The organism is Kocuria marina, assembly GCA_014652975.1.
GTDB lineage: Bacteria > Actinomycetota > Actinomycetes > Actinomycetales > Micrococcaceae > Kocuria > Kocuria marina.
Genome location: BMZV01000006.1, coordinates 90,232 through 116,258, shown reverse-complemented (window position 1 = coordinate 116,258; position 26,027 = coordinate 90,232). Strand labels below are relative to the sequence as shown.

At 68.5% G+C, this 26,027-nt stretch carries 26 protein-coding genes and 1 pseudogene; 14 read left to right on the top strand and 13 right to left on the bottom strand.

Features of this window, described 5'->3' with window-relative positions:
- Nucleotides 1-47: 47 nt before the first annotated feature.
- Nucleotides 48-407 (bottom strand): Cd(II)/Pb(II)-sensing metalloregulatory transcriptional regulator CmtR, encoded by a 360-nt coding sequence (gene cmtR, locus IE157_RS11910; RefSeq protein WP_064847475.1) that lies wholly within the window; start codon nucleotides 405-407, stop codon nucleotides 48-50.
- Nucleotides 408-603: 196 nt separating this feature from the next.
- Here cmtR and IE157_RS11905 point away from each other — a divergent pair, with 196 nt between their 5' ends.
- The 4 genes from IE157_RS11905 (at nucleotide 604) to IE157_RS11890 (ending at nucleotide 3,935) form a co-directional block, all read left to right on the top strand.
- On the top strand, nucleotides 604-1,206 hold the full coding sequence (locus IE157_RS11905) for a recombinase family protein (RefSeq protein WP_064847476.1): 603 nt from the start codon (nucleotides 604-606) through the stop codon (nucleotides 1,204-1,206).
- A 1-nt stretch (nucleotide 1,207) separates the two neighbouring features.
- Complete coding sequence (locus IE157_RS11900) at nucleotides 1,208-2,614, top strand: Mu transposase C-terminal domain-containing protein (RefSeq protein WP_139126915.1); 1,407 nt, start codon at nucleotides 1,208-1,210, stop codon at nucleotides 2,612-2,614.
- Complete coding sequence (locus tag IE157_RS11895) at nucleotides 2,611-3,429, top strand: AAA family ATPase (protein WP_144998909.1); 819 nt, start codon at nucleotides 2,611-2,613, stop codon at nucleotides 3,427-3,429. The genes IE157_RS11900 and IE157_RS11895 overlap by 4 nt, the downstream gene beginning before the upstream one ends.
- Nucleotides 3,430-3,497: 68 nt before the next feature.
- Nucleotides 3,498-3,935, top strand: coding sequence for a hypothetical protein (locus tag IE157_RS11890; RefSeq protein ID WP_144998911.1), 438 nt, complete (start codon nucleotides 3,498-3,500; stop codon nucleotides 3,933-3,935).
- A 194-nt stretch (nucleotides 3,936-4,129) separates the two neighbouring features.
- Here IE157_RS11890 and gabT read toward each other — a convergent pair whose 3' ends face one another.
- The 3 genes from gabT to IE157_RS11875 all read right to left on the bottom strand — a co-directional run bounded on the left by gabT (nucleotide 4,130) and on the right by IE157_RS11875 (nucleotide 8,674).
- On the bottom strand, nucleotides 4,130-5,473 hold the full coding sequence (gabT, locus tag IE157_RS11885; protein ID WP_064847249.1) for a 4-aminobutyrate--2-oxoglutarate transaminase: 1,344 nt from the start codon (nucleotides 5,471-5,473) through the stop codon (nucleotides 4,130-4,132).
- A gap of 173 nt (nucleotides 5,474-5,646) precedes the next feature.
- On the bottom strand, nucleotides 5,647-7,122 hold the full coding sequence (locus IE157_RS11880; RefSeq protein WP_035959265.1) for an NAD-dependent succinate-semialdehyde dehydrogenase: 1,476 nt from the start codon (nucleotides 7,120-7,122) through the stop codon (nucleotides 5,647-5,649).
- Between the two features lie 103 nt (nucleotides 7,123-7,225).
- Complete coding sequence (locus IE157_RS11875) at nucleotides 7,226-8,674, bottom strand: APC family permease (protein WP_064847248.1); 1,449 nt, start codon at nucleotides 8,672-8,674, stop codon at nucleotides 7,226-7,228.
- A 277-nt stretch (nucleotides 8,675-8,951) separates the two neighbouring features.
- Here IE157_RS11875 and IE157_RS11870 point away from each other — a divergent pair, with 277 nt between their 5' ends.
- Nucleotides 8,952-10,328: an NAD-dependent succinate-semialdehyde dehydrogenase gene (locus tag IE157_RS11870; protein WP_064847247.1), complete on the top strand. Its 1,377-nt coding sequence runs from the start codon at nucleotides 8,952-8,954 to the stop codon at nucleotides 10,326-10,328.
- A gap of 105 nt (nucleotides 10,329-10,433) precedes the next feature.
- Here the strand turns inward: IE157_RS11870 and IE157_RS11865 are convergent, their stop codons facing one another.
- Together IE157_RS11865 and IE157_RS13005 are read right to left on the bottom strand one after the other, a co-directional pair.
- Nucleotides 10,434-10,769, bottom strand: coding sequence for an MFS transporter (locus IE157_RS11865; protein ID WP_193520072.1), 336 nt, complete (start codon nucleotides 10,767-10,769; stop codon nucleotides 10,434-10,436).
- Between the two features lie 110 nt (nucleotides 10,770-10,879).
- Nucleotides 10,880-11,002 (bottom strand): hypothetical protein, encoded by a 123-nt coding sequence (locus tag IE157_RS13005; protein ID WP_255359901.1) that lies wholly within the window; start codon nucleotides 11,000-11,002, stop codon nucleotides 10,880-10,882.
- A 356-nt stretch (nucleotides 11,003-11,358) separates the two neighbouring features.
- Between IE157_RS13005 and IE157_RS11860 the strand changes: the two genes are divergently transcribed.
- Nucleotides 11,359-12,399 carry an Lrp/AsnC family transcriptional regulator gene (locus IE157_RS11860; protein ID WP_064847358.1) on the top strand — a complete coding sequence of 347 codons (1,041 nt, stop codon included), beginning with the start codon at nucleotides 11,359-11,361 and terminating at the stop codon, nucleotides 12,397-12,399.
- 133 nt (nucleotides 12,400-12,532) lie between these two features.
- Here the strand turns inward: IE157_RS11860 and IE157_RS11855 are convergent, their stop codons facing one another.
- The 3 genes and pseudogenes from IE157_RS11855 to IE157_RS13135 form a co-directional block, all read right to left on the bottom strand.
- Nucleotides 12,533-14,161: an amidohydrolase gene (locus IE157_RS11855; RefSeq protein ID WP_193520071.1), complete on the bottom strand. Its 1,629-nt coding sequence runs from the start codon at nucleotides 14,159-14,161 to the stop codon at nucleotides 12,533-12,535.
- A 214-nt stretch (nucleotides 14,162-14,375) separates the two neighbouring features.
- The gene (locus tag IE157_RS13000) at nucleotides 14,376-14,903 is read right to left on the bottom strand and encodes an aminotransferase class I/II-fold pyridoxal phosphate-dependent enzyme (RefSeq protein WP_318281467.1); all 528 of its coding nucleotides are present in this window, start codon (nucleotides 14,901-14,903) and stop codon (nucleotides 14,376-14,378) included.
- A gap of 59 nt (nucleotides 14,904-14,962) precedes the next feature.
- A pseudogene (locus IE157_RS13135) lies at nucleotides 14,963-15,184 on the bottom strand (PLP-dependent aminotransferase family protein); the annotation flags it as partial.
- A gap of 68 nt (nucleotides 15,185-15,252) precedes the next feature.
- On the opposite strand from IE157_RS13135, the gene IE157_RS11840 reads away from it, so the two are divergent.
- The 4 genes from IE157_RS11840 to IE157_RS11825 all read left to right on the top strand — a co-directional run bounded on the left by IE157_RS11840 (nucleotide 15,253) and on the right by IE157_RS11825 (nucleotide 18,461).
- Nucleotides 15,253-15,624 carry a hypothetical protein gene (locus IE157_RS11840; protein ID WP_193520068.1) on the top strand — a complete coding sequence of 124 codons (372 nt, stop codon included), beginning with the start codon at nucleotides 15,253-15,255 and terminating at the stop codon, nucleotides 15,622-15,624.
- A gap of 103 nt (nucleotides 15,625-15,727) precedes the next feature.
- Complete coding sequence (locus tag IE157_RS11835; RefSeq protein ID WP_064847362.1) at nucleotides 15,728-16,063, top strand: rhodanese-like domain-containing protein; 336 nt, start codon at nucleotides 15,728-15,730, stop codon at nucleotides 16,061-16,063.
- Nucleotides 16,060-17,061 (top strand): prephenate dehydratase, encoded by a 1,002-nt coding sequence (gene pheA, locus IE157_RS11830; protein WP_193520067.1) that lies wholly within the window; start codon nucleotides 16,060-16,062, stop codon nucleotides 17,059-17,061. Before IE157_RS11835 ends, pheA begins: the two co-directional genes overlap by 4 nt.
- A 5-nt stretch (nucleotides 17,062-17,066) precedes the next feature.
- Nucleotides 17,067-18,461 (top strand): GntP family permease, encoded by a 1,395-nt coding sequence (locus IE157_RS11825; protein ID WP_193520066.1) that lies wholly within the window; start codon nucleotides 17,067-17,069, stop codon nucleotides 18,459-18,461.
- Between the two features lie 141 nt (nucleotides 18,462-18,602).
- Here IE157_RS11825 and IE157_RS11820 read toward each other — a convergent pair whose 3' ends face one another.
- Entirely contained in the window at nucleotides 18,603-19,544 is a 942-nt protein-coding gene (locus IE157_RS11820) for a diacylglycerol/lipid kinase family protein (RefSeq protein WP_064847365.1), read from the bottom strand.
- 126 nt (nucleotides 19,545-19,670) lie between these two features.
- Here IE157_RS11820 and serS point away from each other — a divergent pair, with 126 nt between their 5' ends.
- The 3 genes from serS to IE157_RS11805 all read left to right on the top strand — a co-directional run bounded on the left by serS (nucleotide 19,671) and on the right by IE157_RS11805 (nucleotide 22,662).
- Nucleotides 19,671-20,975 (top strand): serine--tRNA ligase, encoded by a 1,305-nt coding sequence (gene serS / locus IE157_RS11815; RefSeq protein ID WP_064847366.1) that lies wholly within the window; start codon nucleotides 19,671-19,673, stop codon nucleotides 20,973-20,975.
- Nucleotides 20,976-21,062: 87 nt separating this feature from the next.
- Complete coding sequence (locus IE157_RS11810; RefSeq protein ID WP_082943469.1) at nucleotides 21,063-21,977, top strand: HAD family hydrolase; 915 nt, start codon at nucleotides 21,063-21,065, stop codon at nucleotides 21,975-21,977.
- A gap of 73 nt (nucleotides 21,978-22,050) precedes the next feature.
- On the top strand, nucleotides 22,051-22,662 hold the full coding sequence (locus tag IE157_RS11805; RefSeq protein WP_064847367.1) for a hypothetical protein: 612 nt from the start codon (nucleotides 22,051-22,053) through the stop codon (nucleotides 22,660-22,662).
- A 120-nt stretch (nucleotides 22,663-22,782) separates the two neighbouring features.
- Here the strand turns inward: IE157_RS11805 and IE157_RS11800 are convergent, their stop codons facing one another.
- The 3 genes from IE157_RS11800 to IE157_RS11790 all read right to left on the bottom strand — a co-directional run bounded on the left by IE157_RS11800 (nucleotide 22,783) and on the right by IE157_RS11790 (nucleotide 24,554).
- Nucleotides 22,783-23,577 carry a hypothetical protein gene (locus IE157_RS11800; protein WP_260850678.1) on the bottom strand — a complete coding sequence of 265 codons (795 nt, stop codon included), beginning with the start codon at nucleotides 23,575-23,577 and terminating at the stop codon, nucleotides 22,783-22,785.
- 240 nt (nucleotides 23,578-23,817) lie between these two features.
- Nucleotides 23,818-24,333 (bottom strand): inorganic diphosphatase, encoded by a 516-nt coding sequence (locus IE157_RS11795; RefSeq protein ID WP_035959224.1) that lies wholly within the window; start codon nucleotides 24,331-24,333, stop codon nucleotides 23,818-23,820.
- A 2-nt stretch (nucleotides 24,334-24,335) separates the two neighbouring features.
- Entirely contained in the window at nucleotides 24,336-24,554 is a 219-nt protein-coding gene (locus IE157_RS11790; RefSeq protein ID WP_193520065.1) for a hypothetical protein, read from the bottom strand.
- On the opposite strand from IE157_RS11790, the gene dacB reads away from it, so the two are divergent.
- Nucleotides 24,553-25,992: a D-alanyl-D-alanine carboxypeptidase/D-alanyl-D-alanine endopeptidase gene (gene dacB / locus IE157_RS11785; RefSeq protein ID WP_193520064.1), complete on the top strand. Its 1,440-nt coding sequence runs from the start codon at nucleotides 24,553-24,555 to the stop codon at nucleotides 25,990-25,992. The genes IE157_RS11790 and dacB overlap by 2 nt on opposite strands.
- Nucleotides 25,993-26,027: the final 35 nt, after the last annotated feature.

Below are 26,027 nucleotides of genomic sequence, written 5' to 3'. Positions count from 1 at the left end.
GTTGGTAACCAGGAACAGACCGATCGCCTGGAGGGTTGAGGACAGGATCACGCGCCCACCCCCTTCTCGCAGCAGCCGGGCACGGAGCAGGCCGGGTCCAGGCACGGGGCACTCTCATCCACCGCGAGGGTGACCTCGACCAGAGCAGTCAGCGCCCGCGCCAGGTGTGCATCGGCGATCTCGTACCGGGTCTGGCGGCCCTCGGCCACGGCGACCGCGATCCCGCAGTCCCGCAAGCACGCCAGGTGGTTCGACACGTTCGACCGGGTCAGCCCCAAGTCCCGCGCCAGTTCGGCCGGGTAGGCCGGCCGTTCCAGCAAGGTCATCAGGATCCGCGACCGGGTGGGGTCGGCCATCGCCCGGCCCAACCGGTTCATCACGTCAACACGAGAAACAATAGTCAGCATTCGCTGAACTATACAGTATGAGCTGAACTTACAGAGTCGCCTCGTAAAGCTATAGGTTGATTAGACGTTCAGCGCGCGGTTGGCCTCAGGTTCACTCCCTGCGTGAATGGGCACCCGGAAGTGTCTCGCTAAGTCGTCTCGACGAAAAGCGCCTCAGGGTGGTGACTTCCAGGACTTTCTGCCCCATGCTGGGGGTATGAGGCAGCTGGGATACACCCGCGTGAGTACGGCAACTCAGGATGCGCAGCTGCAAGTCGATGCGCTGGTGGATGCCGGGGTGCAGAAGCGGGACGTGTTCTCGGATGTGACCTCGGGTAGCCGGACCGCGATCGAGCGACCGGGGATGAAGCGGCTGCTCGACTACGCCCAGGACGGTGACACCGTGGTGGTCTGGCGTATCGACAGGCTCGGCCGGTCCCTCATCGATGTCCTGAACACGGTCACGCTGCTGCGCGGGCAAGGCGTGAAGATTAGATCGGTCTCGGACGGAATCGACCCGGAGACGACGTCGGGCCGGATGATGATGGGCATGCTCGCCACGTTGGCCGAGTATGAGCGCGAGCTGATCACCGAACGTGTCAATGCCGGGATCGCCGCGGCGAAGCAGAACGGTACCCGCTTCGGCCGACCTCCGGTCGACCCGGCCGTGGTCGCAGAGAAGCTCGACATCGCCGCCGATGCGCGCGCGAAGGGCCGCACCGCCGAAGACGCCGCCCGACTCGTCGGCTGGTCGCGGGCGACGCTGTATCGCCACCAGCAGGCGGCCCGCGCCCGAGCAGCTGTCGCCGAGCAGGTGTGAGATGGACGGGGCGGCGCGGTGGCGCATCCTGCGGCTGCACGTCGAGGACGGCATCGCGCTGACCGCCCTGGCTCGCGAGACCGGGATCGGGCTGCGCACCTTGGAGCGCTGGCACGCCCGCTACCGCATTGACGGGTATGCGGGCCTGAGCACAGGACAGCGCTCGGATGCCGGTACTCACCATCTTCCCGCGGAGCTCGTGCGGTTGATCGAGGGCCTGGCGCTGAGCAAACCCCGCCCCGCGATCGCCACTCTCCACCGCAGGGTCACCCGTATCTGCGGTACCCGCGGGTGGCCGGTGCCTTCCTACGGCGTGGTCCGCTCGATCGTGGCGGCCCTGGATCCGGGAATGGTCACTCTCGCCCTGGAGGGCGCGGGGTCCTACCGTGACAAGTACGAGCTGGTGTTGCGCCGGCAGGCCGAGCACCCGAATGCGATGTGGCAGAGCGACCACACGTTGCTCGACATCCTCGTGGTGGGCACCGACGGCAAGCCCGCCCGGCCGTGGCTGACGGCGATCATTGACGATTGCTCCCGCGCGATCTGCGGCTACACCGTCTTTCTCGGTGCGCCCTCGGCGATGAACACTGCGCTGGCGCTGAGGCAGGCGATCTGGCACAAGCCCGACCCGGCGTGGCCGATGTGCGGCCTGCCGGACGTGCTCTACGTCGACCACGGCAGCGACTTCATCAGCCACCACCTCACCCGCACCACCGTCGACCTCCATATCCGGCTGATCCACTCCACCGTCGCCCGCCCCCAGGGCCGCGGCAAGATCGAACGGTTCTTCGGCACCGTCAACACCGAGCTTCTCGCTGACCTGCCCGGCTACATCACCGAGGACCACCTTGCTCCGACGCCGAAGCTGTCGCTGGCCGAGCTCGACAGCGCCCTGGAGGGGTTCGTGGCCACCTACAACGACCGGTCGCACAGCGAGCTTGACACCTCGCCGCGCAGTGCGTGGATCGCCGAGGGCTGGCTGCCGCGCATGCCCGAGAGCCTCGAAGACCTCGACGGGCTGCTGCTCACGGTTGCCCAGTCCCGGGTGGTGCAGCGCGATGGCATCCGCTTCCAGGGGCTGCGCTACGTCTCCCCGACGCTGGCCGGCTACGTCGGACGGCCCGTGGTGATCCGCTACGACCCGCGCGACATCACGGAGATCCGCGTCTTTGACCATGACGAGTTCCTCTGCAAGGCCGTGAACCAGGAGCACCAGGCCCAGAAGATCGGCCTCAAGGAGATCCAGGCTGCCCGCAACGCCCGCCGCCGAGCCCTGCGCCAAGGTATCAATGAACGCATCGCCGTCGTAGCCGCACACACCACCGAGGCGCCGCCGACAGCCGAGCCGCCGGCCCCCGCGCCAGCACCGAGGCGGAAGCTGAAGGTCTACAGGGAGGACCTGATGTGAGCCAGCGCTTCATCGTCACCAAGGAGCACCGCCGCTTCACCCAGTTCGCCGACGCTGTGCGCCGCGGCCACACCATCGGCCTGTGCTTCGGACCGGCCGGGGTGGGTAAGACGCTGTCCGCGCGTCGCTACGCACACTGGGAAAAGGCCTACGACCTGCTGACCAACTGGGGGCCGCGCGCCGACAGCGACGCCAAGGTCTACGCCGCCCTGGCTCGGAGTCGTACCGTGCTCTACACCCCCAGTGTGCTCACCACCCCACGGGTGCTCAAGGACGAACTCGCCCAGGCCATCACCCGCACCAACATCTGCATCGAGCAGCACCTGGAGGCGATCGGCCAGATCACCCCGCAGTCGTGGGGATGGCGGCACGGCAGGAACCACGTGCAGCTGGTGATCGTCGATGAGTCCGAACGGCTCCGCCCCACCGCGCTGGAGCTGCTGCGCGATCGCTACGACCGCGACAACATCGCTCTGATCCTGATCGGCATGCCTGGGCTGGAGAAGCAGTTCAGTCACTACCCGCAGTTCTACAGTCGTGTCGGCTTCGCCCACCAATACCGACCCCTGGGCACGGACGAGCTGCTGTTCGTCCTCCAGCGTCACTGGCGCTCCCTGGGCAAGACCCTCGACCCCGAAGACTTCACCGACGCTCAGGCCATCGCAGCCATCACCCGCATTACCCGCGGGAACTTCCGACTGCTGGAGAGGCTCTTCCCGCAGATCGAGCGCGTCATGAAGATCAACGAGCTCGACACCATCACCAACGATGTCATCGAAGCAGCCGCCAGCACCCTCGTTATCGGTACCACTTGAGGCCGCTACGAAGCATCAACAGAACCCCGCCATTTACCGGCAAGAGTCACAGAGCCCCCGAGGCAAAGGTGCCCGTCGGCAGCAATGATCGGCTGGCTGAGCTCTACGGCACCACGCTGAAGGGCAACGACATCAATTTCCGCATTTTCAGCCCGAATGCCCAGAAAGAACTCAACGCCGTGATGCCTCCACAGCTCAATGGCGCATGGGGCGCATTGTGTTCACATGCCGTCACCCAGGAACAGCTCATGGAGACTGGCGTCAACGCGAACGGCCACAATTGGCGGCCCTTCCAGTACGCGGTGACTGAGAGCGGTGCGCCCCCACTCAGCGGCGATGCGAAGTCCAAAGAATATGAGGCGGCCTCGCTGGCGGAACTTTCTCACGGGGGATCCTGCGCCGTCATCCAGTCACCGGACACATCTGCTGCCACCAAAACCAGCGTCGCCTCCGTGGGCCACTACCTGGGCAACTCGACTCTGGAAGCCACGGTGTACGTGAGGTAGCCTGCGGGCTCCGGATCGGACGCCCCCTGGGGAACTGTGGGGGGGTAGAGCCCGCCTTCGGGCTGACTGCGGCTCAGTCGATGTCGTGCGTTTGACGGATACCCCAGCCGTGCGCGCCGGACACGCGAACGGGCGGCCACCGGAACCCCGGTGACCGCCCGCCGTCGTACGCGGTAAAGCTCAAGAAGCGCGGATCAGGCGCCGACCTCCTCGATGGCCTTGGAGAAGATCCGTAGGCCCTCGCGCAGCAGGTCGAAGTCGATCACGAGCGGCGGCAGCAGACGCACGTTGTTGCCGAACGTGCCACACGTGAGGATGACGACGCCCTGCTCGAGGCACTTGGCCGCGATCTGCTTGGCGGCGTCCGCGTTGGGTTCCTTGGAGCCGGGCTTCACGAACTCGAGCGCCATCATGGCGCCGCGCCCACGCAGCTCGCCCACGATGGGGGAGGACTCTGCCAGGGAGCCGAGCTCATCCTTGATGATCTTCTCGATCTCGAGGGCACGGTCCGCGAGGTTCCAGTCCTCGATGGTCTCGATCGCGCCGAGAGCGGCCGCGCACGCGACGGGGTTACCGCCGTAGGTGCCGCCCAGGCCGCCACCGTGCACCACGTTCACGAGCTCCGCGCGGCCCACCACGCCGGACAGCGGCATACCGCCGGCGATGCCCTTGGCGAAGGTCACGAGGTCCGGCTCGACACCCTCGTACTCGGAGGAGAACCACTTGCCCGTGCGGGCCACGCCAGCCTGGACCTCGTCCGCGACGAAGACCGCGCCGTTGTCCTTGCACCACTGCGACAGGGCGGGCAGGAAGCCCGGGGCCGGGACGATGAACCCGCCCTCACCCTGGATGGGCTCGATCACGATCGCGGCCACGTTCTCCGCACCCACCTGCTTCTCCACGAGGGACAGGGCGCGCTTGGCGGCGTCCTCGCCCGTCATGCCCTCCGGATCGCGGAAGGGGTAGGACATGGGAACGCGGTACACCTCGTTGGCGAACGGCCCGAATCCCTGCTTGTACGGCATGACCTTGGAGGTCATGGCCAGGGTCAGGTTGGTGCGGCCGTGGTAGGCGTGGTCGAAGACCACGACCGCGTTGCGCTTGGTGTGCATGCGCGCGATCTTCACGGCGTTCTCCACGGCCTCCGAACCGGAGTTGAACAGCGCGGCGCGCTTGTCGAAGGCCCCAGGGGTCAGGGACGCGATCTTCTCGGCGACCTCCACGTACCCCTCGTAGGGGGTCACCATGAAGCACGTATGGGTGAACTTACCCACGGCCTCGCGCACCTTCTCCACAACCTTGGGCGCGGTGGCGCCCACGGAGGTCACGGCGATGCCGGAGCCCAGGTCGATGAGCTGGTTGCCGTCCGCGTCCTTGATGATGCCGCCGTCGAGCTCGTCCGCGTAGACGGGCACGGAGGAGGCGACACCGGCCGCGACCGCCTTCTCCCGCCGCGCCGCGAGTTCCTGCGACTTGGGGCCCGGGAGGGCGGTCTTCAGATCGCGCTTCTGCTCGAGCCGGTATTCGATGTCAGCCATGTTCGGTTGCCCTTTCACTACAGCGGCACGGGGACGCGAAAACTCGATAATCGGATCCGCCCCGGAAAGCCCCGGTGATCCGGGGCTCCAGCCGAGGCGGGTCCGTGTGCGGCCGGTGCCGGGAGTTCGGACCCTCGTGGGGCCCTCCTCCCGTCAGGCGGGCGCGGGCGTGCTCAGGCCCAGGGCGAGGGCATGCCCATGTACTGCACGGTGGTGTACTCCTCGATGCCCTCGGCGCCGCCCTCGCGGCCCAGGCCCGATTCCTTGACGCCGCCGAACGGCGCCGCGGCGTTGGAGATCACTCCCACGTTCATGCCCAGTAGGCCGTACTCGATGCGGTCGCCGATGCGCAGGGCACGCGAGATGTCCTCGGTGAACACGTAGGACGCCAGGCCGTACTCGGTGGCGTTGGCCAGGCGGACGGCGTCGTCCTCGTCCTTGAACGTGATCACGGGGGCCACGGGGCCGAAGATCTCCTCCTTGAACACGCGGCACTGCTCGGTCACGCCGGTCAGCAGGGTGGGCTCGAAGAAGTACCCCGGTCCGTCCACGGCCTTGCCGCCCACGACGGCCTCGGCGCCGTTGTCGAGCGCGTCCTGGACGAATTCGGCGACGCTGTCACGCGCCTTCTTCTCGACCAGGGGACCCACGGTGGTGTCCTCCTCGAGACCGTTGCCGGGCTTGAGGGCGTCGAGCTTCTCCGCGAACTTCTTGGAGAACTCGTCCGCGACGGACTCGTGCACCAGGAAGCGGTTGGCTGCGGTGCACGCCTCACCCATGTTGCGCATCTTGGCGGCCATGGCGCCATCCACGGCCTTGTCCAGGTCCGCGTCCTCGAACACGATGAACGGGCCGTTGCCGCCCAGTTCCATGGAGGTACGCAGCACGCGGTCCGCAGCGGTCTTCATGAGCTGTTTGCCCACCGGGGTGGAGCCCGTGAAGGAGATCTTGCGCAGCCGGGGATCCTCCATGATGGGCCCGGAGACGTTGGATGCGGACGCGGAGGACACCACGTTGAGCACACCCGCGGGGATGCCTGCCTCGATCATGAGCTTCGCGAAGAACTGTGAGGTCAGCGGGGTCAGGCGCGCGGGCTTGAGGATCATGGTGCACCCGGCGGCCACCGCGGGGGCCACCTTGCGGGTGGCCATGGCCAGCGGAAAGTTCCACGGGGTGATCAGCAGGCACGGGCCCACGGGCTTGTGGGTCACGATCATCTTGAGGTTGCCCTCGGGGGTGTCCACGTAGCGCCCGTAGTGACGCACGGCCTCCTCGGAGAACCAGCGCAGGAACTCGCCGCCGTAGACGACCTCGCCCTGGGACTCCTTGAACGGCTTGCCCATCTCCAGGGTCATCAGCAGTGCGAGATCGTCCTTGTGCTCCTGGACGAGGTCGAACGTCCTGCGTAGGATCTCGGAACGCTCGCGAGCACTCGTGCGGGCCCAGGACTCCTGGGCGTTCGCGGCGGCGTCCATGGCCGCGCGCGAGTCCTCCTCGGTCGCGGAGGCCAGCGTGGCCAGCACCTCGCCGGTCGCGGGATTCTCGACGTCGAACGTCCCGCCGTCGGAGGCATCTCGCCACTCGCCGTTGATCAGGAGGCCCTTGGGTGTGGCCTCGAGGACTTCTGAAACCCGGTCTTTGATGCTCATCTGGTTCCTTTCTGGGAACTCCACTCGGCGTGGTCCGGTGCAGTCTCGAACTCGTGGGACATAGCTCCCTTCCTCCATGGTATGCCCGGCCGCAACGGTGCGATCAGCGGCTGCGGGTTCGTGACTCGCTCGCTGCCACGAGCCGCTCCTCGGCGTCCGCGCCGGGGGCGATCCCGCGCGGGATGCGCAGCATGAAGATCAGCCCCAGGACCCACCACAGCGCGAAGATCACGTAGGGGGCGGTGCCCAACCCCGCGGGCATCCCGGGCAGATACAGCACAGCGAGTCCCAGGCAGAGCACTACGGACAGCACACCGATCACCACACCGCCGTGGTGCTTCCCGCCGATCCGGTAGGGCCGCTCCATCTCCGGTTCGCGGCGTCGCAGGATCACGAACACGATCGACACCAGCAGGTACGCCACCACGATCGAGGGCGAGCCGGAGTCCACGAGCCAGCCGAGCATCTCGGTGCCGAAGAACGGGGCGATGAAGGACAGCGCCCCCACGAACAGCAGGGCATTGGAGGGGGTCCCGTACTTGGGGTGCAGCTTGGCGAACCAGCGGGGCAGCATCCGGGAGTTGCCCAGGGCCCAGAGCAGACGTGAGGCACCCATGAGCAGGGAGTTCCAGGACGTGAGGATCCCGGCCAGGCCACCGGCAAGCAGCACGTTGGCCATGGCGCCCGAGGTGAAGAGGTTGCCGAACGCGTCCGCCACGGCGATGTCCGCGTTCGCGAGGTCATGTGCGGACATCGCCGAGGACGTGGTGAGGATGACCATCACGTACCACGCGGTCGCTATCAGCACGGAGGTGACGATCGTGCCGCCCAGTTTCTTGGGCGGCAGGTGCATCTCCTCGGAGACCTGCGGGATCACGTCGAAGCCCACGAACAGGAACGGGACCACCACGAGCACCAGGGAGAACCCGGAGACACCGTTGTGGAAGAAGGGCTCCATGTTCTGTTCCGAGCCGCGCGTGAACGCGCCGAAGACCATCATGAGTCCCACGATCGCCAGGAAGATGATCACGAAGACCTGCACCGTGGACGCCTGCTTCACACCGCGTAGGTTGATCCACGTGATCACCACGGCGCTGAGCGCACCCACGAGCGCCCACGTGAGGTTCACCTCGAATCCGGCGATCGTCCACAGCGGGACGTGGCTGAGGTTCGGGAAGATGTACTCCACGGTGCGAGGTACGGCCACGGCCTCGAACGCCACGATCGTGATGTACCCGACCGTGATCGCCCACGAGCCGATGAATGCCCACCTGGCACCCATGCCCCGCAGCAGGTAGTTGTGCTCACCGCCCGCGGCGGGCATCGCGGCCACGAGTTCGCCGTACACCAGGCCCACCACGGCCATGATCGCCCCTCCGGCCACCATGGCGAGCACCGCGCCCATGGTCCCGGCGTCGTTCAGCCAGCCTCCCGTGAGGACCACCCAGCCGAAGCCGATCATGGCCCCCACGCCCAGGGTGATGGCGTCCAGCCGCCCCAGGACCTTCTTGAACCCTGCGCCGTGCTCCGGGAGATGGCGTTCGTGTGTCATGCATGCCGTCCTGGGATGTCGAGGAGGTCGAGGTTGTTGCGCTCCATTGTCCGCGCGGACGGCGCCCCCGGGGCTTGTGTGCGAGTTCGTGTCATCGACAGCGGGCGGAGGGCGACGGCGCTGGGTCCCCTTGGCGGTGGGAGTGGCGTCGTCGTCGGTGGGCAGCAGGTCCCGGCAGAGAGGGGAATGACGGCGCGGGGTGGGGGGCAGGTGTCATGAAGTCTCGCCCTCGGTGAACGCTATGTCGTGAGAGTGTGGCGGGGCATACGCTGACAGCATGGCTTACGCAACAATCAACCCTGCAACGGGTGAGACCCTCAAGAAGTTCGACACCGCCACGGATCAGGAGATCAAGGACGCCGTCCAGCGTTCCGCCAAGGAGTACTCCTCCTGGCGCAATGTCCCGGTGGCCGAGCGCGCTCAGCTGATGCACAAGATGGCGGAGCTGTACCGCGAGCGTCAGGACGAGCTCGCCGCGATCCTCACGGAGGAGATGGGCAAGCCGGCCGCGCAGGCCGCGGGCGAGGTACAGATCGTCGCCGCGATCTACGACTACTACGCGGACAACGCGGAGGAGTTCATGAAGGGCCGCAGCCTGACCCCCTCCACCGGGGGAGAAGCCCGTGTGGTCCTGGACTCCACGGGTGTCCTGCTGGGCATCATGCCGTGGAACTTCCCGTACTACCAGGTGGCCCGTTTCGCGGCCCCCAACGTGATGCTGGGCAACACCATCCTGCTCAAGCACGCCGGTAACGTCCCGCAGTCCGCGCTGGTGCAGGAAGAGCTGTTCCACGAGGCGGGCTTCCCCGAGGACGTCTACATCAACGTGTTCGCGTCCAGCGACCAGATCGCGGAGATCATCATCCCGGACCCCGCCGTCCAGGGTGTGTCCCTCACGGGCTCCGAGCGTGCGGGTGCCTCCGTGGCCGCGACCGCCGGCAAGAACCTCAAGAAGGTTGTGCTGGAGTTGGGCGGTTCGGACCCCTTCATCGTGCTCGACGATAAGAACGTGGAACGCACCGTTAAGCAGGCCGTGAATGGGCGCATGAACAACAACGGCCAGGCGTGCACCAACGCCAAGCGGTTCATCGTGCTCGAGGACGCGTACGAGACCTTCGTGGAGAACTTCGCGGAGGCCGTGCAGGGGATCACCCCGAGCGATCCCACGGACGAGAAGACCTTCCTGGGCCCGCTGTGCACCGTGTCCGCGCGTGACGAGATCATGGAGCAGGTCCAGGACGCCGTGGACAAGGGTGCCACGGTGCTGGCCGGCGGCAAGAAGCTGGACAAGCCCGGTGCTTGGATGGAGGCCACGCTGCTCGCGGACGTGACCCCCGAGATGCGCGCCTACGCCGAGGAGATCTTCGGCCCGGTAGCTGTGGTCTACAAGGTCAAGGACGTGGACGAGGCCATCGAGCTGGCCAACTCCTCCTCGTTCGGTCTGGGCGGTTCCGTCTTCGGCGCCGACGAGGCCGAGGCCCTGGAGGTCGCCAAGCGTGTGGACTCCGGCATGGTGTTCGTCAACGAGGTCACCGGCACCGCTCCGGACCTGCCCTTCGGCGGCGTCAAGCGCTCCGGTGTGGGCCGTGAGCTCGGCCCGTTCGGCATCGAGGAGTTCGCCAACAAGAAGCTGCTGCATACCCCCAAGAAGTAATTCCCGCGCGGCCGGGTTCCACATCCGGGACCCGGCCCTGTCCGACGACGTCGCCCCCGCACCGAGAAGGTGCGGGGGCGACGTCGTACCGGGAGAAGGCGGACCCTAGTGCCGCAGGTCCTTGGCCTTGGTCTCGGGCAGGATGGAGGCAACCACGGTGGAGACCACCAGCAGCAGGCCCATGTGCAGCGAGAACATGCCCGCCGAGTACTGCGTGCTGATCCAGTTCTGCAGGTACGGGGCGGGGCCGCCGAAGATGGCCACGGCTACCGCGTACGGGAAGGCCACGCCCACGGTGCGTACGCTCGTGGCGGGCAGGAACAGGGAGAGGAACATCTGGCCCACCATGGCGTTGAGCGGGAAGAACAGCAGCAGCGGCACCAGATTGCCGATGATCAGCAACGGACGCCGGCCCCAGATGTCGGAGAGCTTGCCCCACAACGGCAGGGAATGATCAGGACCACGTTGGCCAACAGGCTCGCCTGCAGGGCGGTGGCCTGGGGGTTGAAGATCTCACACGCGCAGTAGATGGAGAACGTTGCGTAGATGCTTCAGTCGTACCACTCGAGCGCGTTGCCGATACCGGCGTGGATGAGTGTTTTCCTGGAGGAGACCGCCGGGCCGCCGAGGTTGGTCTCGGTGGCTATCTCAGAGGAAGCAGCGGAAGTAGACATGTCGTGCATCCTGAGAGGTGAGGGCGGGTCAGATCAGCCCTGTCAAGTCGTCACTGCGGGCAACAGTCATGCAGCGTGCTAGCCGCTCTGCATGATGTGATACAAATAACCAACTGTATGACATAAATTTCTACAATTTTGGGTTGCTTGAATCGATCTTATTTCAACTCGGGTGTCCGAACGTCTCGGTTACGACTTGGCACCGGACGGTCCTCGCACTCATCATGGGGCGTTGGGAGCCGCGGTCGGGCCCGGGAGTACGTCCGTCCCACGGGTCGCATGCCGCCATCCTGGGACGGCTGAACGGCACCGCCCGCGCCGCCACCCGTGCCACGAGCCCAGGAAACAGAGGACCCATGCTGAGCAACGGCCACATCAAGAGCGAGCTCTCCCCCCAGGATCAGGAACTGATCAGTTTGCTGCAGTGGGCGCCGCGCATCACGTGGGGGGAGGCGGCCGAGATCCTGGGCGCGCACGCCACCACGCTCGCCGGCCGGTGGGAGAAGCTGGAACGTTCGGGCATCGCGTGGATCACGGCGCAGGTCAACCTCTCGGACACCCGCAACCAGCTCAGCTTCATCGAGATCTCGTGCGATCCGGGGGGCTGGGCTCACGTGGTGGACACTTTCACCGCGATGCCCGAGGTAATCTCCGTGGAGGCGTTCGCGCCGTCCCCGGACCTGGGGTTGACCGTGCTCAGTCACGACCTGGAATCGCTGTCCCGTTTCGTGGAGGGACAGATCTCGCAGGTGCCGGGCGTGGCCAAGGTGCAGCTCATGCTCTCGTCACGCCTGCACCGAGCGGGCGACAAGTGGCGACTGGACCAGCTCAGCGACGAGCAGCGTGCCGCGGCCCAGGCGTGGACCTCCGCCGAACAGGCCGCCCTGCCCACCTCAACCACCGCGCTCGGGGAGGACCAGCGCCCGGTGATCGAGGCCCTCATGCGTGACGGCCGCGCGAGCGCCGCGGAGATCGCCCGCAGCACGGGGCTGCACCCGGCTACGGCCCGGCGCTACCTGCAGAAGGTCCTGGCCTCCGGGCTGTTGAGCATCCGCTGCGACCTGGTGCAGGGGCTCTCGTCCTCCCCTGTGACCGCGCAGTGGTTCATGCGTTTGAATGCTTATCGGCACGAGGACGCGGCCGAGGCACTCGCGAAGGACCCACGCACCCGCGTGGTCTCTTCCATCACGGGGCGCTCCAACATGATGGTGGTCATGTGGCTCTCCTCCGTGGGGGAGATCATCGAGGCCGAGCAGGCCATCCAGAGTCTCGTCTCGGACGTGGAGATCCAGGAATCGGTGATCTCCCTGCGCCCGCTCAAGCGCATGGGCTGGGTCCTGGAGAACGAACGTAACGCCACCAGGACCTTCGTGGCCCCTCACCTGCACCTGAGCTGAGCGCGCGGTCGGTCTGCGCGGTCGCGGGGTACGACGCCGCAGGGTCGCCCGCCCGGACGACGTCGCCCGGGGACGCACGCGGGCGACGTCGCCCGTGGGACGTGGGTGAGCGTCGTCGTTGTGCCCCGCGCTGTCAGTCCGCGCGCTGGTAGCGGATCTGGGCGCCCACCACGGTGGCCTCGACCACGGTGTCCTTCACGACCTCGGCGTCCTCGGAGAAGATGTCGCGGTCCACGCTCACGAAGTCCGCGAGCATCCCCGGGGCCAGGCAGCCCTTGAGGTTCTCCTCGTAGGACGCGCGGGCCACCGCGTGGGTGTAGTAGTACACGGTCTCGGCGCGCGGGAGCCGCTCGTGGGGCTGCCACCCGCCCTCGGGCGCGCCGTCCCGTGTGCGGGTGATGGCCGCGTGGATGCCCTGGAACGGGTTGGGGTCCTCTACGGGGCCGTCGGAACCGAACACGAGCTCGGCGCCGGCCTCGCGCAGACTGTTCCACCCGTAGGCTACGAGGTCGCGCTCGGACAGGAAGTCGTTCATGGGGATGTCCGCCGTGCAGTGCATGGGCTGCATGGACGCGGTGACTCCCAGCTCACGGAACCGGGGGACGTCCGAGCGCTTCATGTACTGGGCGTGCTCCACGCGCTGGCGCAGGCCGAAGACCCGGGCGATCGACTGACTCTTGGCGAACGCGTCCAGCACCTCCGTGGTGGCCTGGTCACCGATCGCGTGGACGGCCGTGGCGATCCCGGCGGACGCCGCCAGACCGATCCAGTGCTCGAGCTCGTGCGGGGACGTGACCGTCATGCCGTGGTTCTCGGTGCCCGGCCACGCCTCGGACATGTGGCACGTGTGCGAGCCCAGGGCGCCGTCCGCGAAGAGCTTGAGCGGGCCGATCGAGATCCACTCGTCCCCGGAGGCCGTGCGGATCCCGCGCCGGATGGCGCCGTGGACCTGTTCCTGGTGCAGCACCTTGTGGATGCGGATGTCCAGCTCGCCGCGTTCGCGCAGCTTCTGGTACGCGTACAGGCAGTCCGCGCCGTCGATGTCGTGGATGGATGTGATGCCCCGCTTGAGCAGCTCACGCTGACCCAGGGGCAGGTAATCGTCGATGTTGCCGGAGACGTGCGACTGCATGAGCCCGTCCCGGATGGGGATGGCCGCGGCCTCCCGGATCACGCCGGTGAGCTCACCGTGCTCGTCCCGCACGAACTCGCCGCCGTCAGGGTCCTTGACGTTCCGGTCCAGGCCCAGCTCCTGCAGCGCCTTGGAGTTCAACCACAGGGTGTGCCAGTCCAGCGACCCCAGGGCCACGGGGATGTCCGGGGCCACGGTGTCCAGCGCGTGGCGGTCCGGCAGCTCGGGGACGTCCCACGCGTTGACGTTCCACTGCCCGCCGAAGATCCACGTGATGGACTCATCCGCCATGCCTCGCTCCACGAACGGGCGTAGCACCTCGAGCGCGGACTCCAGGGACGTGCAGTGGCGCATGTCTGGCTCGATGAGGGAGCGGGAGTACATGGCCGAGTGGATGTGGCCGTCGCCCATGCCCGGGAGCACGTAGGTGCCGCCGAGATCGGTACGTTCGGTGCCGAGCGGCGCGAGGTCCTTGAGCCGCTGGTAGTCGCCCACGGCCACGATGCGGTCGTCGGAGGTCAGGATGGCGTCCGGATGGGGCATGTCGTGGGAGTGCCACTGGGCCTGGGGAGTCCATCCGGTGGCCGGATTCATGGCGTGCACCGTGGCGTTGTGGAAGAGGCGGAACATGGAACGGGCTCCTATCGGCCGGCCCCGGCGCCGACACAGTTGTGTGATGGTGCGCCGACCCCCGCGACGGCGCCCCCACGAAGCGGGGTGCAAGGATCGGGCAACCGCGGTCCTCGATCCATCAGTCTAGGTCGCAGCGGATACGGCCCGGCAGAACGACGGCGCCGGGCCACAGAATTGTTGACACCGGCGCCGTGGCGTTCGGGCGAACCGATCAGGCGTTCATGGCCTTCTTCAGGGTGGTGGTGAAGATCTCCACACCCTTGCGGATCTCGCCATCGGCGGGGTGGCAGAAGGACATGCGCACCTCGTACTCACCGCGGCAGTCCGTGGAGAACGCGGTGCCCGGGACGAACACCACGCCCTTGTCGATGCCCTCCATGCACAGGTCGTAGGAGTCCACGTCCTGCGGCAGGGTGATCCACGAGTAGAAGCCGCCCTCGGGGCGGGTCCAGGTCACACCGTCGGGCATGTGCTCGTCGAACGCGTCCATCAGGGTCTGGGCCCATTTGCCGTACAGCACGCGGTACTCGTCCAGCACGGAACGCCAGTCGTACTTCTCGAGGCACCCGGCGACCACTTCCTGAGCGAAGGCCGAGGGACTGAGCACAGGGGCCTCGCTCTGCAGACACAGGATCGTGGCGAGCGAATCGGGGGCCACGGTCCAGCCCACGCGCAGACCCGGCGTGAACATCTTGGACGCCGAGCCCAGGTAGACCACGTTCTCGTCGTCCGCGCGCATGGCACGGCAGTCTGACCCTCGAAGCCCAGCAGGCGATAGGGGTTGTCCTCCGCGATCAGCACGGGGTGCGCGGCGCGGACCTCACAGATCCGGTCGCGGCGCTGCTGCGGCATCATGGTCCCGCCCGCGTTCTGGAAACTCGGGATGGTGTACAGGAACTTGATGCCCCGGTCCTGGGACTCGAGCTCCTCGATGGTCTCCTCGAGTTCGTCCGGGGTCAGCCCCTCGTGGTCGATCGCCACGTGGACGACCTCCGCCTGGGCGCCCGCGAACACGGCCATGGCGCCCGAGTAGGAAGGCGCTTCCGCGAGGATGACGTACCCCCGGATCGATCATCACGCGGGCGAGGGTGTCCAGACCGTTCTGGGAACCGGTGGTCACGAGCGCGTTCTCACGCGTGAACGCCACGCTGTACGCGTGCGCCCGCTCGCTGCGCAACCTCGCGGCCCACGGTCAGGCACGCGGCGTGTCCTTCAAGCTGCCCGACGCTCCCGTGACCACCTACGGGTGCCCCGCGTTCCTGATCCTGCTGAGCCTGCACATCATGTTCGACATGACCAACCCGCACTGGTACTACAGCCTCATCGCGGGCATCGTGATCCTCGTGGGCACCGACATCGGCTACGAGATCTCCACGCGTCACGTGGCCAAGCACGGCCTGTCCGAGCTGGGGCGCTCGCACCCGTCCGAGCACGACAAGACCGGCACCGACGTGCGCTGAGCGACGTCGCCCGCGGCACCCCGCGCCGTCGGCGCCGAACACCGCGCCCTGCCGCTATGGTGGGGGTCCGAGTGAACTGAGCAGTCGAACGACGAGGGACGCCATGGACAACGTGAACAACTTGCCGTCCGCCACCGTGGACGAGATCCCGGCGGGCGCACCCATCCTGGACGTGCGCGAACAGGACGAGTGGGATGCCGGGCACATCGACGGTGCCCAGCACCTGCCGCTGTCGCAGCTCGCGGAGCGCACGGACGAGGTCCCGCTGGACCAGGACGTCTACGTGATCTGCCGTTCCGGCGGCCGCTCGCTGCGCGCCACCGCGTACCTCGCGCAGTACGGGTACGACCCCGTCAACGTGGTGGGCGGCATGGGCGCGTGGGCGGACGCGGAGAAGCCCATCGTGTCCGAGACCGGGGAAACGGCGCGCGTTCTGTGAACGCAGCACTGTCCGGCGTGGCCTCGGGTCCTGTGGACCCGGGGCCATGCGCTCGTGAGTACGCTTTCCTGGGCCCCGAGGGCACGTTCACCGAGGCGGCACTGAGGCAGGTCCCGGGGGTCGACGACGCCGCGTGCACCCCCATGAGCTCCGTCCCGGCCGCGCTCGCGGCCGTTCGAGAGGAACGTGTGGACGCCGCCGTGGTGCCCATCGAGAACTCGGTGGAGGGCGGCGTGACCGCCACGCTCGACGACGTCTCCTTCGGTGCCGAACTGCGGATCCTGCGCGAGATCCTGGTGCCCATCCAGTTCGTCCTCGTGGCCCCGCCGGGCGTGAGCCTGTCCGACGTCCACGCCGTGGCGACCCACAGTCACGCCTGGGCGCAGATCCGCGGCTGGGTCGAACAGAACCTCCCAGGCGTGAGCTACGTCCCCGCGTCCTCCACGGCGGCCTCGGCCATGGACATGTTGGACGGCACGGGCGGGGTGAGCACCGAGGGTCTGGGCTACGACGCCGGCGTGTGTTCCCCCGTGGTCGTGCAGCGCCACCCCGAGCTGAACGTGCTGGCCGAGGACATCGGGGACAACGAGCACGCGGTCACGCGTTTCGTGCTCGTGGCCCGCCCAGATGCACCCATGCCCGAGCCCACCGGGGCGGACAAGACGTCCCTGGTGATCCCGCTGTGGGAGGACCGTCCCGGGGCGCTGCTGGAGATCCTCGAGCAGTTCGCCACGCGCGGGGTCAACCTGACCCGCATCGAGTCCCGCCCCACGGGCACCCACCTGGGCGACTACTTCTTCTCGGTGGACATCGACGGCCACATCCGGGAGGACCGGGTCTCCGAAGCCCTCATGGGTGTGCGCCGGATCTGCCCCCGCACCCGATTCCTCGGGTCCTACCCCCGCGCCGACGGGCGCGCGGTCCACGTGGCCAAGCACTACAGCGACGCCGCCTTCATCCAGGCCCGTTCGTGGGTCAACAACCTGAAAGGACATTGACGTCCATGGAGATCGAGGGTTGGAGTCAGACACTGACAGCCGGGCCGTTGCTGCTGATCGCCGCGGTGGCCATCGCGGTGTTGTTGGTGCTGATCATCACATTCCGCGTGCACGCCTTCCTCGCGCTGATCATCATCTCGGCGCTCACGGCGTTCGCCACGGGCATCCCCACCTCCCAGGTGGTGCCCGTCCTGCTCTACGGCTTCGGTAACACGCTCGCCAGCGTGGCGCTGCTCGTGGGGCTGGGAGCCATGCTGGGCCGCTTGCTCGAGACCTCGGGCGGCGCCCAGGTGCTCGCGGACCGGCTCATCCGCGCGTTCGGGGAGAAGCGCGCACCGCTGGCCCTGGGTGTGGCCTCCCTACTGTTCGGCTTCCCCATCTTCTTCGACGCCGGTCTGGTGGTCATGCTGCCCGTGGTCTTCTCGGTCGCACGCCGACTGGGCGGCAGCGTGCTCACGTACGCGCTGCCCGCCGTGGGCGCGTTCTCCGTGATGCACGTGTTCCTGCCGCCCCACCCGGGTCCGGTCACCGCCGCCACGTTCTTCGAGGCGAACGTGGGCTACATCATCCTGGTGGGCCTGATCTGCGCGATCCCCACGTGGTACGTCTCCTCCTACCTGTTCGGCAAGTTCTCGGGGCGCCGGATCAAGCTCCCGGTCCCCGCGATCCTGGGCCAGGCCGAGGACGTCCGCAACCCTCCTGCGGTGGGCACCGTGGTGGCCATGCTGCTGCTGCCCATGCTGCTGATCTTCCTCAACACCGGCCTGGGCACGCTCGCCAAGTCCGGAGCGGTCTCCGAGGAGACCTCGTCCCAGGCGTGGTTCGAGCTGCTGCGCGCGATCGGTGAGACGCCCATCGCCCTGACGCTCACGCTCATCATCGCCGCGCTGACCATCGGCAAGGCCCGCGGGGTGAGCGGTTCCGCGATCGAGAAGACGTTCGAGTCCGCCCTGGGCCCCGTGTGCTCGGTCATCCTGATCACCGGCGCCGGCGGCATGTTCGGCGGTGTGCTGCGCACCTCCGGGATCGGCAACGCCCTCGAGGACGTGCTCGCGGACCTGGGCATCCCCCTGATCATCGCGGGCTTCCTGATCGCCGCGGTCATGCGCGTGGCGCAGGGTTCCGCCACGGTCGCGCTGACCACGGCCGCGGGTCTGATCGCCCCGGCGGTGCTGGCCGCCGACTACAACGTGGTGCAGCTCGCGGCCATGGTCGTGGCCGTGGCCGCCGGTTCCGTGGTGCTCTCCCACGTCAACGACTCCGGGTTCTGGCTCGTGGGCCGGTTCCTGGAGATGGATGTGCGCACCACGTTCAAGACCTGGACGGTGCTCGAGACCATCATTGGTGTGCTGGGCTTCGCGATCGCCGCGGCGATCTTCGGACTCGCAGGCGCGGTCTGAGCCGGCGCGGTGCGTGGCGCCTGTGCGGGGCGTGGCGCCCGTGCGGCACATGATGCCCGCGCGGCGTCGTCGGCCCTGAGGCCCGCATGAACGAACGGCCCGGTCCCTCCGAGAGGAGGGACCGGGCCGTTCGCGTGCGGATCAGTCGGCCTGGGTCGGTGGCACGCGGACCTGCAGGGACTTGTGGTGCATGGTGGTCTCGAACGCCTTGATCCGCCCCAGGGGATCGCCGTCCACCTGGTACTCGATGGGTTCGTGGAACTCCACCCGGACCTTCTTGCCGCTGCGGTAGTCGATCACGGGCAGCTCGTGGCGGTGGCGGAACGCGACCTTGGCAACCATGCCCAGCCAGCCCACGAGCGAGCGCGGGGTCATCACCACGAGGTCCAGCACGCCGTCGTCGATCTTGGCCTCCGGCACCAGGATCAACCCGGCGGTGAGTTCGCCGCAGTTGCACACCATCACGGAGCGTACGAGCTTGGACTCCCAGGGGCCGTCGTCGATGCTGTAGCGCGCCCAGCGGGGCCGGTTGAACAGGTGCCGGAAGCCGGCTTCGCCGTAGGCGGCCCACCCCACGAGGTCCTTGAGGTCGTCCTTGGTGTCGGCCATGATCTGGGCGTCGAAACCCGCGCCGCCCATGACCAGGAAGCGGTGGTCCTCGGTGCGGTCGTCGTCCGTCTCGAGGTGCACGGCCACGGTGTCGATGGCCTTCTGGGACCCGAACAGCGCCACGTCCACGGAGTGGTGCGGGTCCGCGAGGTCCGCCTTGAGGTTGCGCGCCAGCAGGTTGCCGGTGCCCAGCGGCACGAGCCCCAGCGGGATGCCCCCGCCAGCCAGCGACTCGCCCACGGCACGGATGGTGCCGTCACCGCCCGCGGCGAGCACGACGTCCGCGCCCTCCTCGACGGCGCCGCGGGCCATGGAGAACCCGGGATCGTCCACTTCTGTCTCGTAGAAGACGGGATCCGCCCAACCACCCTTGCGGCACGCGATGATCACCGCGTCCCGTGCTGCGTCTGCCTGGGCCTTGATGGGGTTGATCACCACGGCCACTCGCTGGGGTTCCACTGTGTGCTGCGGCACGGGAGTCCCCTTCCTGGATCGTTCGAAAGGCGGCTGTCGGACGCGGCCAGTCTACTGGCGCGCGGGCCAGGCGCCGCCTCCACGTCGGATCGCGCACCCGCGCGTTTCGTTGGATACCCTGGACGGGTGATCGACATCAACGACCTGCGCGCCGACCCTGAGACCTACCGTGCTTCCCAGACCGCCCGGGGGGCGGACGCGGGACTGGTGGACCGCATCCTGGAGGCGGACTCCCGGCGGCGCGGGGCGATCACCGACTTCGAGTCTCTGCGCGCGGAGCAGAACGCGTTCGGTAAGAAGGTGGCCAAGGCCCAGGGTGAGGAGAAGCAGCAGTTGCTCGCCCAGGTCAAGCAGCTCGCCGCGGACGTCAAGGCCGCCCAGGCGGAGGCAGACGCCGCCCAGCTCACCCAGCAGGAGCTCGTGGCCCAGTTCCCCAACCTGATCGTGGAGGGCATCCCATCCGGCGGCGAGGACGACTTCGTCCTGTTGCGCACCGAGGGCACCCCGCGCGACTTCGAGGCCGAGGGCTTCGAACCCCGGGACCACCTGGAGCTGGGGGAGTTGCTGGACGGGATCGACATGGAACGCGGGGCCAAGGTCTCCGGCTCGCGCTTCTACTTTCTCAAACGGGACGTCGCCCGCCTCGAGACGGCCCTGTTGCTCGCGGCCCAGGACCTCGCCCTGGACAACGGGTTCATCCCCATGTCCACGCCCAACCTGGTGCGCCCGGCCATCATGAACGGCACGGGATTCGACGTGGAGCACGACGACGAGATCTACCGCGTGGGCAAGGACGACCTCTACCTCGTGGGCACGTCCGAGGTCGCGCTCGCGGGCTACCACGCGGACGAGATCCTGGACCTCAGCGACGGGCCGCTGCGCTACGCCGGCTGGTCCTCGTGCTACCGCCGCGAGGCCGGTTCCGCGGGCAAGGACACCCGCGGGATCATCCGCGTGCACCAGTTCAACAAACTCGAGATGTTCGTCTACTGCCACCCCGAGGACGCCGCCGCCGAGCATGAGCGGTTGCTCGCGTGGGAAGAGCAGATGTTGCGGGCGTGTGGGCTGAGCTACCGCGTGATCGACACCGCGGCCGGGGACCTCGGGACCTCCGCGGCCCGCAAGTTCGACTGCGAGGCGTGGATCCCCACCCAGGGCAAGTACCGTGAGCTGACCTCCACATCCAACTGCACCACGTACCAGGCGCGCCGGCTCAACATCCGGGAACGCCTGCCTGAGACCACGGACGCCCAGGGCAGGACCAAGAAGGGTGGGACCCGCGCGGTGGCCACGCTCAACGGGACGCTCGCCACGACCCGCTGGCTCGTGGCGATCCTCGAGACTCATCAGCAACAGGACGGCTCCGTGGTCGTCCCCGAGATCTTGCGCCCGTACCTGCGCGGCCAGGAGGTCCTGCGCCCGGTCGGGTGACGCACATCGCCCGGGAACTTCACGCTCCCGTCACCGGGCGGTCCATCGCAAGACATGCATCGATGGTGATGTGACACCATGACTGTCATGACTGATATCCAGGCCGGCATCGATGACCGGCACACCGAGGAGAAGGCGCAGAGTGCTGCAGCGGCGTTCGCGCCCATGAAAATACAGACCCCCCGTTCGAGTTCCTGGACCAGGGAAGAGGGCGTCCGGTACCTCGTGGCGCTGGACGTGGACGGGACCCTCGTGGACCACGACGGCCACATGTCCCGCGGCGTGAAGGACACCCTGCGCGCCGTCGTGGGCGCCGGCCACCACGTGGTGATCGCCACGGGCCGCTCCAAAGGCGCCACGCTGCCCGTGATCCGCCAGGGCCACATCCACTCCGGGTTCGCGGTGTGCTCCAACGGGGGCGTGACCCTGCGATTGGACCCGCAGCTCGAGCAGCGCTACGAGATCACCGACCGCGTGAGCTTCGACCCCTCCAACGCGCTGCGGGCGCTGTCCAGCAAGTTGCCCACCGCCAAGTTCGCCCTCGAGGGCGTGGATGGGCAGTTCTACTCGACCGAACGCTTCCAGGACTCGTCCTTCGGGATCGAGGCCGTGGGCGTGGACCTTCAGGAGCTCTCCGAGATGCCCGCGGTGCGGCTCGTGGTCTACAGCGCCACGGACGCCCCCAGGGACTTCGCCCAGGCCATCGAGCAGGCCGGTCTGCACGGCGTCGCCTACTCCGTGGGCTGGTCCTCGTGGCTCGACGTCGCCGCGAACGGCGTCTCCAAGGCCAGCGCTTTGGAGCAGATCCGCAAGCAGCTGGACGTGGACCCCGCGCACACCGTGGCCATGGGGGACGGGCGTAACGACATCGAGATGCTGCAATGGGCCGCGCGCGGTGTGGCCATGGGTCAGGCCCCGGACGAGGTCGAGCAGGTCGCCCGCGAGGTCACCGGCAGCGTGTACGACGACGGCGCCGCGGCCATCCTGCGCACGCTGCTCTGAGCGGGACGTCCGGTTCGGGAAATGCGCGGCGTCGTGGCCGGGTTGCCCGGTGCGGAACTGCGATACTGGAACCGTGTTCGTCCTGACCCTGACCCAGCGTGTGGCGGACGCGTCCCGCCCCGACCCCGCCATGGACCACGAACTGTGTCGGCGCCTGCGTGACGTGCCCGCGCGCGCCCCGTTCCAGCCCATGGCGCCGGGTGAGGTGCGCGGTCTGACCGAGGACGCCCACGCTGCGGTCGCGGCGGCCATGATCGCCGTGCGCGAGGACCGCTATGCGGTGGGCATCGGCGTGGGGGACGTGTTCCTCACGCGCGTGGACCACGAGGACGGCCGCGTGGCCGTGACCGCCGAGGGGCCGGGCATGAACCACGGTCACCTCGCCGCGCAACCGGGCCGTGACACCGAGCGGGCAGCCGTGCGGGTCAGCGCGGTGGACGCGACGGCCGCGGAGCAGGCCCAGGCGGTGCTCAAGCTCGTGGGCCGGATCGTGAGCGAGCGCAGCGAGGCCGAGTGGCGCGTGGTGGACCTGCTGGTCCCCGGAGCCAGAGGTCAGCAGAAGACCGTGGCCCAGCAGCTCGGGATCACACCCCAAGCGGTGTCCAAGGCCGTGGTGCGCTCCCTGTGGAACGAGGAGTGGCAGGCCCGTCCGGCGGCCGCGACGCTGTTGCGCCTGTGCGAGTGAGCCCTGGGCCAATGGGTACCCGCGCTATGGGCGTCCGAGGCGGTGCCCGGTCGGGGAACGGCGGCCGGGTCAGCGGTCGAACACGTCAATGCCCGCTCGCGTGAGCGGGTGGCTGCGGCGTCACCACCACGTGTCCACGGCATAACCCGCGCTCGCGAGGTCCGCTTCCAGGATGGGCAGGCACGGGGACGGCAGCCGCAGTGACCCGGCGATGTCCCGGGCGTCGAAGTACCCGGTGAGCCACGTGAAGGCGGGGTGGTCGGTGGCGAGTGCTTCGCAGCGCGCCATGATGTCCGCGACGTCCGCCTCGGGGGCGAAGACCCAGAAGGACTCGAGGTCCGTGAGCTGGAACAGCCCCACGCCGGTGCCTCCGGGCTCCGGGCGGGCGGGATCACCGGGCCGGTCAGAGGGGTCGCGGGGGACCGCGGGCTCCCCGGAACCCCACGCCCGCGCGGGACTGCGTACCCACCCGCCCGACGCCGCGGGGCCGAGTGCCGGAGCCAGGGGATCGAGTTCCCATCGCGGGGCGCGCACGAGCCAGTCCGGTGCGCTGGGCGGGAACAACGGTCCCCCCGGGGGATCGGGCCAGCGGTCCTGCCACGTGGCCCAGCTGCCCTTGTCCACCCGGTCCCAGAAGGCGTCCGACCCGAGGTCCACGGAGACTTCCGTGACCGTGCTACGCACGTGCATCCAGTGTTCGGGTGCCGGGTCACTGGGATCCTGCTGGGATTCCGAGGTGTAGGGGCGCGGGACGATGTCCGAGTGCAAGGACGGCTCGGGCGCCGGATCGGTTCCGGCCGCCGACAGCAGCGTGCGCACCTGACCCATGAGGTGCTCGGGGCCCAGGACCTGCGTGGACTCGGTGCCGTGGAAGACGTAGACGTGCCCGTGTTCACGTGCGTGCGGATCGAACACGGGTACCACCTTTCCGAAGCGCAGGGGACCACCGGGTTCTCGCGGCCGCGTCCCGCAGGATCATCCCACCACGGCCCGCCGACAGGCATAAGCGCCCGCGGTTCCGAGGGGCGCGGGATGCGGAGTCACCGGGCGTGGGAGTCACCGAGCGTGACCGTCACCGAGCCGGTGTGCACGGGTGAGGTCCCCGTGCTCGGTGCGCACACCGACCACGGGGACCCCGAATGGAGGGGGACGGACTCAGTCGTCCTGCTCGGCCTCCGCGGCGCTGTCGTAGTGGGACTGCTCGAAGCGCTGCTGGGCCTCCACGATGAGCCGCTCCGCGGCCTCCTTGCCGTCCCAGCCCTCGCCCTTGACCCACTTGTTGGGCTCCAGGTCCTTGTAGCGCTCGAAGAAGTGCTGGATCTCCTTCTGCTTGAACTCGTTGACGTCCTCGAGACCCTGGATCTCGTCGTAGCGCTTGTCCGTGGACACGCACAGGATCTTGGCGTCCCCGCCGGCCTCGTCCGTCATGTTGAACACGGCGATGGGCCGGGCCTCCACGATCACACCGGGGACCACGTCCACGTCCAGGATGACCATGGCGTCCAGCGGGTCGCCGTCCTCGCCCAGGGTGTTCTCGAAGTAGCCGTAGTGCGTGGGGTACTGCATGGAGGTGAAGAGTACGCGGTCCAGGCGGAGTCGACCGGTCTCGTGGTCGATCTCGTACTTCACGCGGGAATACCGCGGGATCTCGATGGTGACGTCAAGCTCCATGGTCAAACTCCTCGGGTCGTAGTGCTGTGTGCCGGGCGGTTCGCGCACCCGGGCACCGCGCGGGACAGCGCCGAGCCGCCGCGCGTTCGATCGGATGCTCCCACGATACCGGCCGTGGCCGCGCCGTAGGGCAGCGCCCGCCCGTAGCGGTCCGGTGCTCGGCGTACGACGGCGCTCGGTGCGTTGTCCGTGTCGGGCGGGTACGGGAGAATGAGGGCCATGCCCGCACCCCCACCGAGTACCTCCGCGCGTCGCCGCTCCTGGCCCCTCGCGTGTGCACTGCTCGCGCTCGCGGTGCTCGTCGCGGCAACATTCGCCGTGCCCGCGGTCGTCGCGGAGCTACGGCCGGCATGGCAGCACGCGCAGGACGCGGACGACGCCGCGGCGTCGCCCGATCCCGCTGCGGCCGGTCTGGCGGCAGCGTCCGGGACGGTGGATGCCGAGGGCGTGGCGGAGGCCCTGGACGCGGGTCTGACCGGGGCCCCGGGAACCGTGGCAGCCGCCGTGGCGGTGGCGGGGGAGGACACCGTGGTCGCGGGGCGGTCGCAGGAGCGGCCCATGGTGCCGGCGTCGAACCAGAAGGTGCTGACCGCCCTGGCGCTGGCCGCGACCGTGGACCCGTACGAACGACTGGAGACCACCGTGGTCCGGGGGGATCAGCCGCGGAAACTCGTCCTGGTGGCCGGTGGTGACACCCTGCTCGCTCCGGGCGAGGGGCGGGCGGATGCGGTCAACGGTCATGCGGGACTGGGGACGCTCGCGGAACGCACCGCGCAGGCCCTGCGACAGGACGATCCCGATGCCGCGGCCTCCGGGCAGTGGACCGTGGAACTGGACACGGACCTGTTCGCCGGACCGGAGCTGAACCCCGCGTGGGAGGGGGAGGACGTCGCCGCCGGGGAGATCACCCGTGTGGCGCCCGTGGCCCTGTATTCCCACCGGGTGCCCACCGCGGACGGCGCGGACCCGGGCTCCGGCGGCGAACGGCCCCAGGACCCTGCGGCCGCGGTCGCGCGAGAATTCGCGCGCCAGCTCGAACAGCGCCTGGGCGCAGGGGCGAGCGTCACAGTGGGAGGCGCCGCGAGTGCCCCGGAGGACGCCGTGGGGCTCGCGCGCGTGGCATCCGCGCCCGTGTCCGAACAGAGTGCCTACATGCTCGCGCACTCGGACAATTCCCTCGCCGAGAGCCTCGCGCGGGTCGCCGCGGTGGCCTCCGGACGTGAGGGCAGCGTGACGGGTGTGCAGGAGCTGATCCCGGCCGCCCTGGCCGAGCATGGGATCGACACCGAGGGCCTGCGGGCCGCGGACGCGAGCGGGATGGCGCAGCAGGACAGGGTCAGCGCCACCACACTCGCCCGCGCGGTGGACACCCTGGTCACGGATCCCCGCTACGGTCCGTACGGCCGGGGGCTGCCACTGGCGGGAGCCCAGGGAACGCTCTCGGAGCGCTTCGACGACCCGGCGGAGGCCGCGGCGCGCGGTGTCACCCGGGCCAAGACCGGGACCCTGCTGGACGTCGTGGCGCTGTCCGGGTACGTGCAACGCGCCGACGGCAGCGTGCTCGTGTACTCCCTGGTGCTCAACGGGGTCAGCGGGGACACCACCCGGGCCAAGGACACCGTGGATCGCACGGTGGCCGCGCTCGCGAGATCTGCGTGAGCCGACCACTCGCGGAACGCGCCGTACCCCGGGAG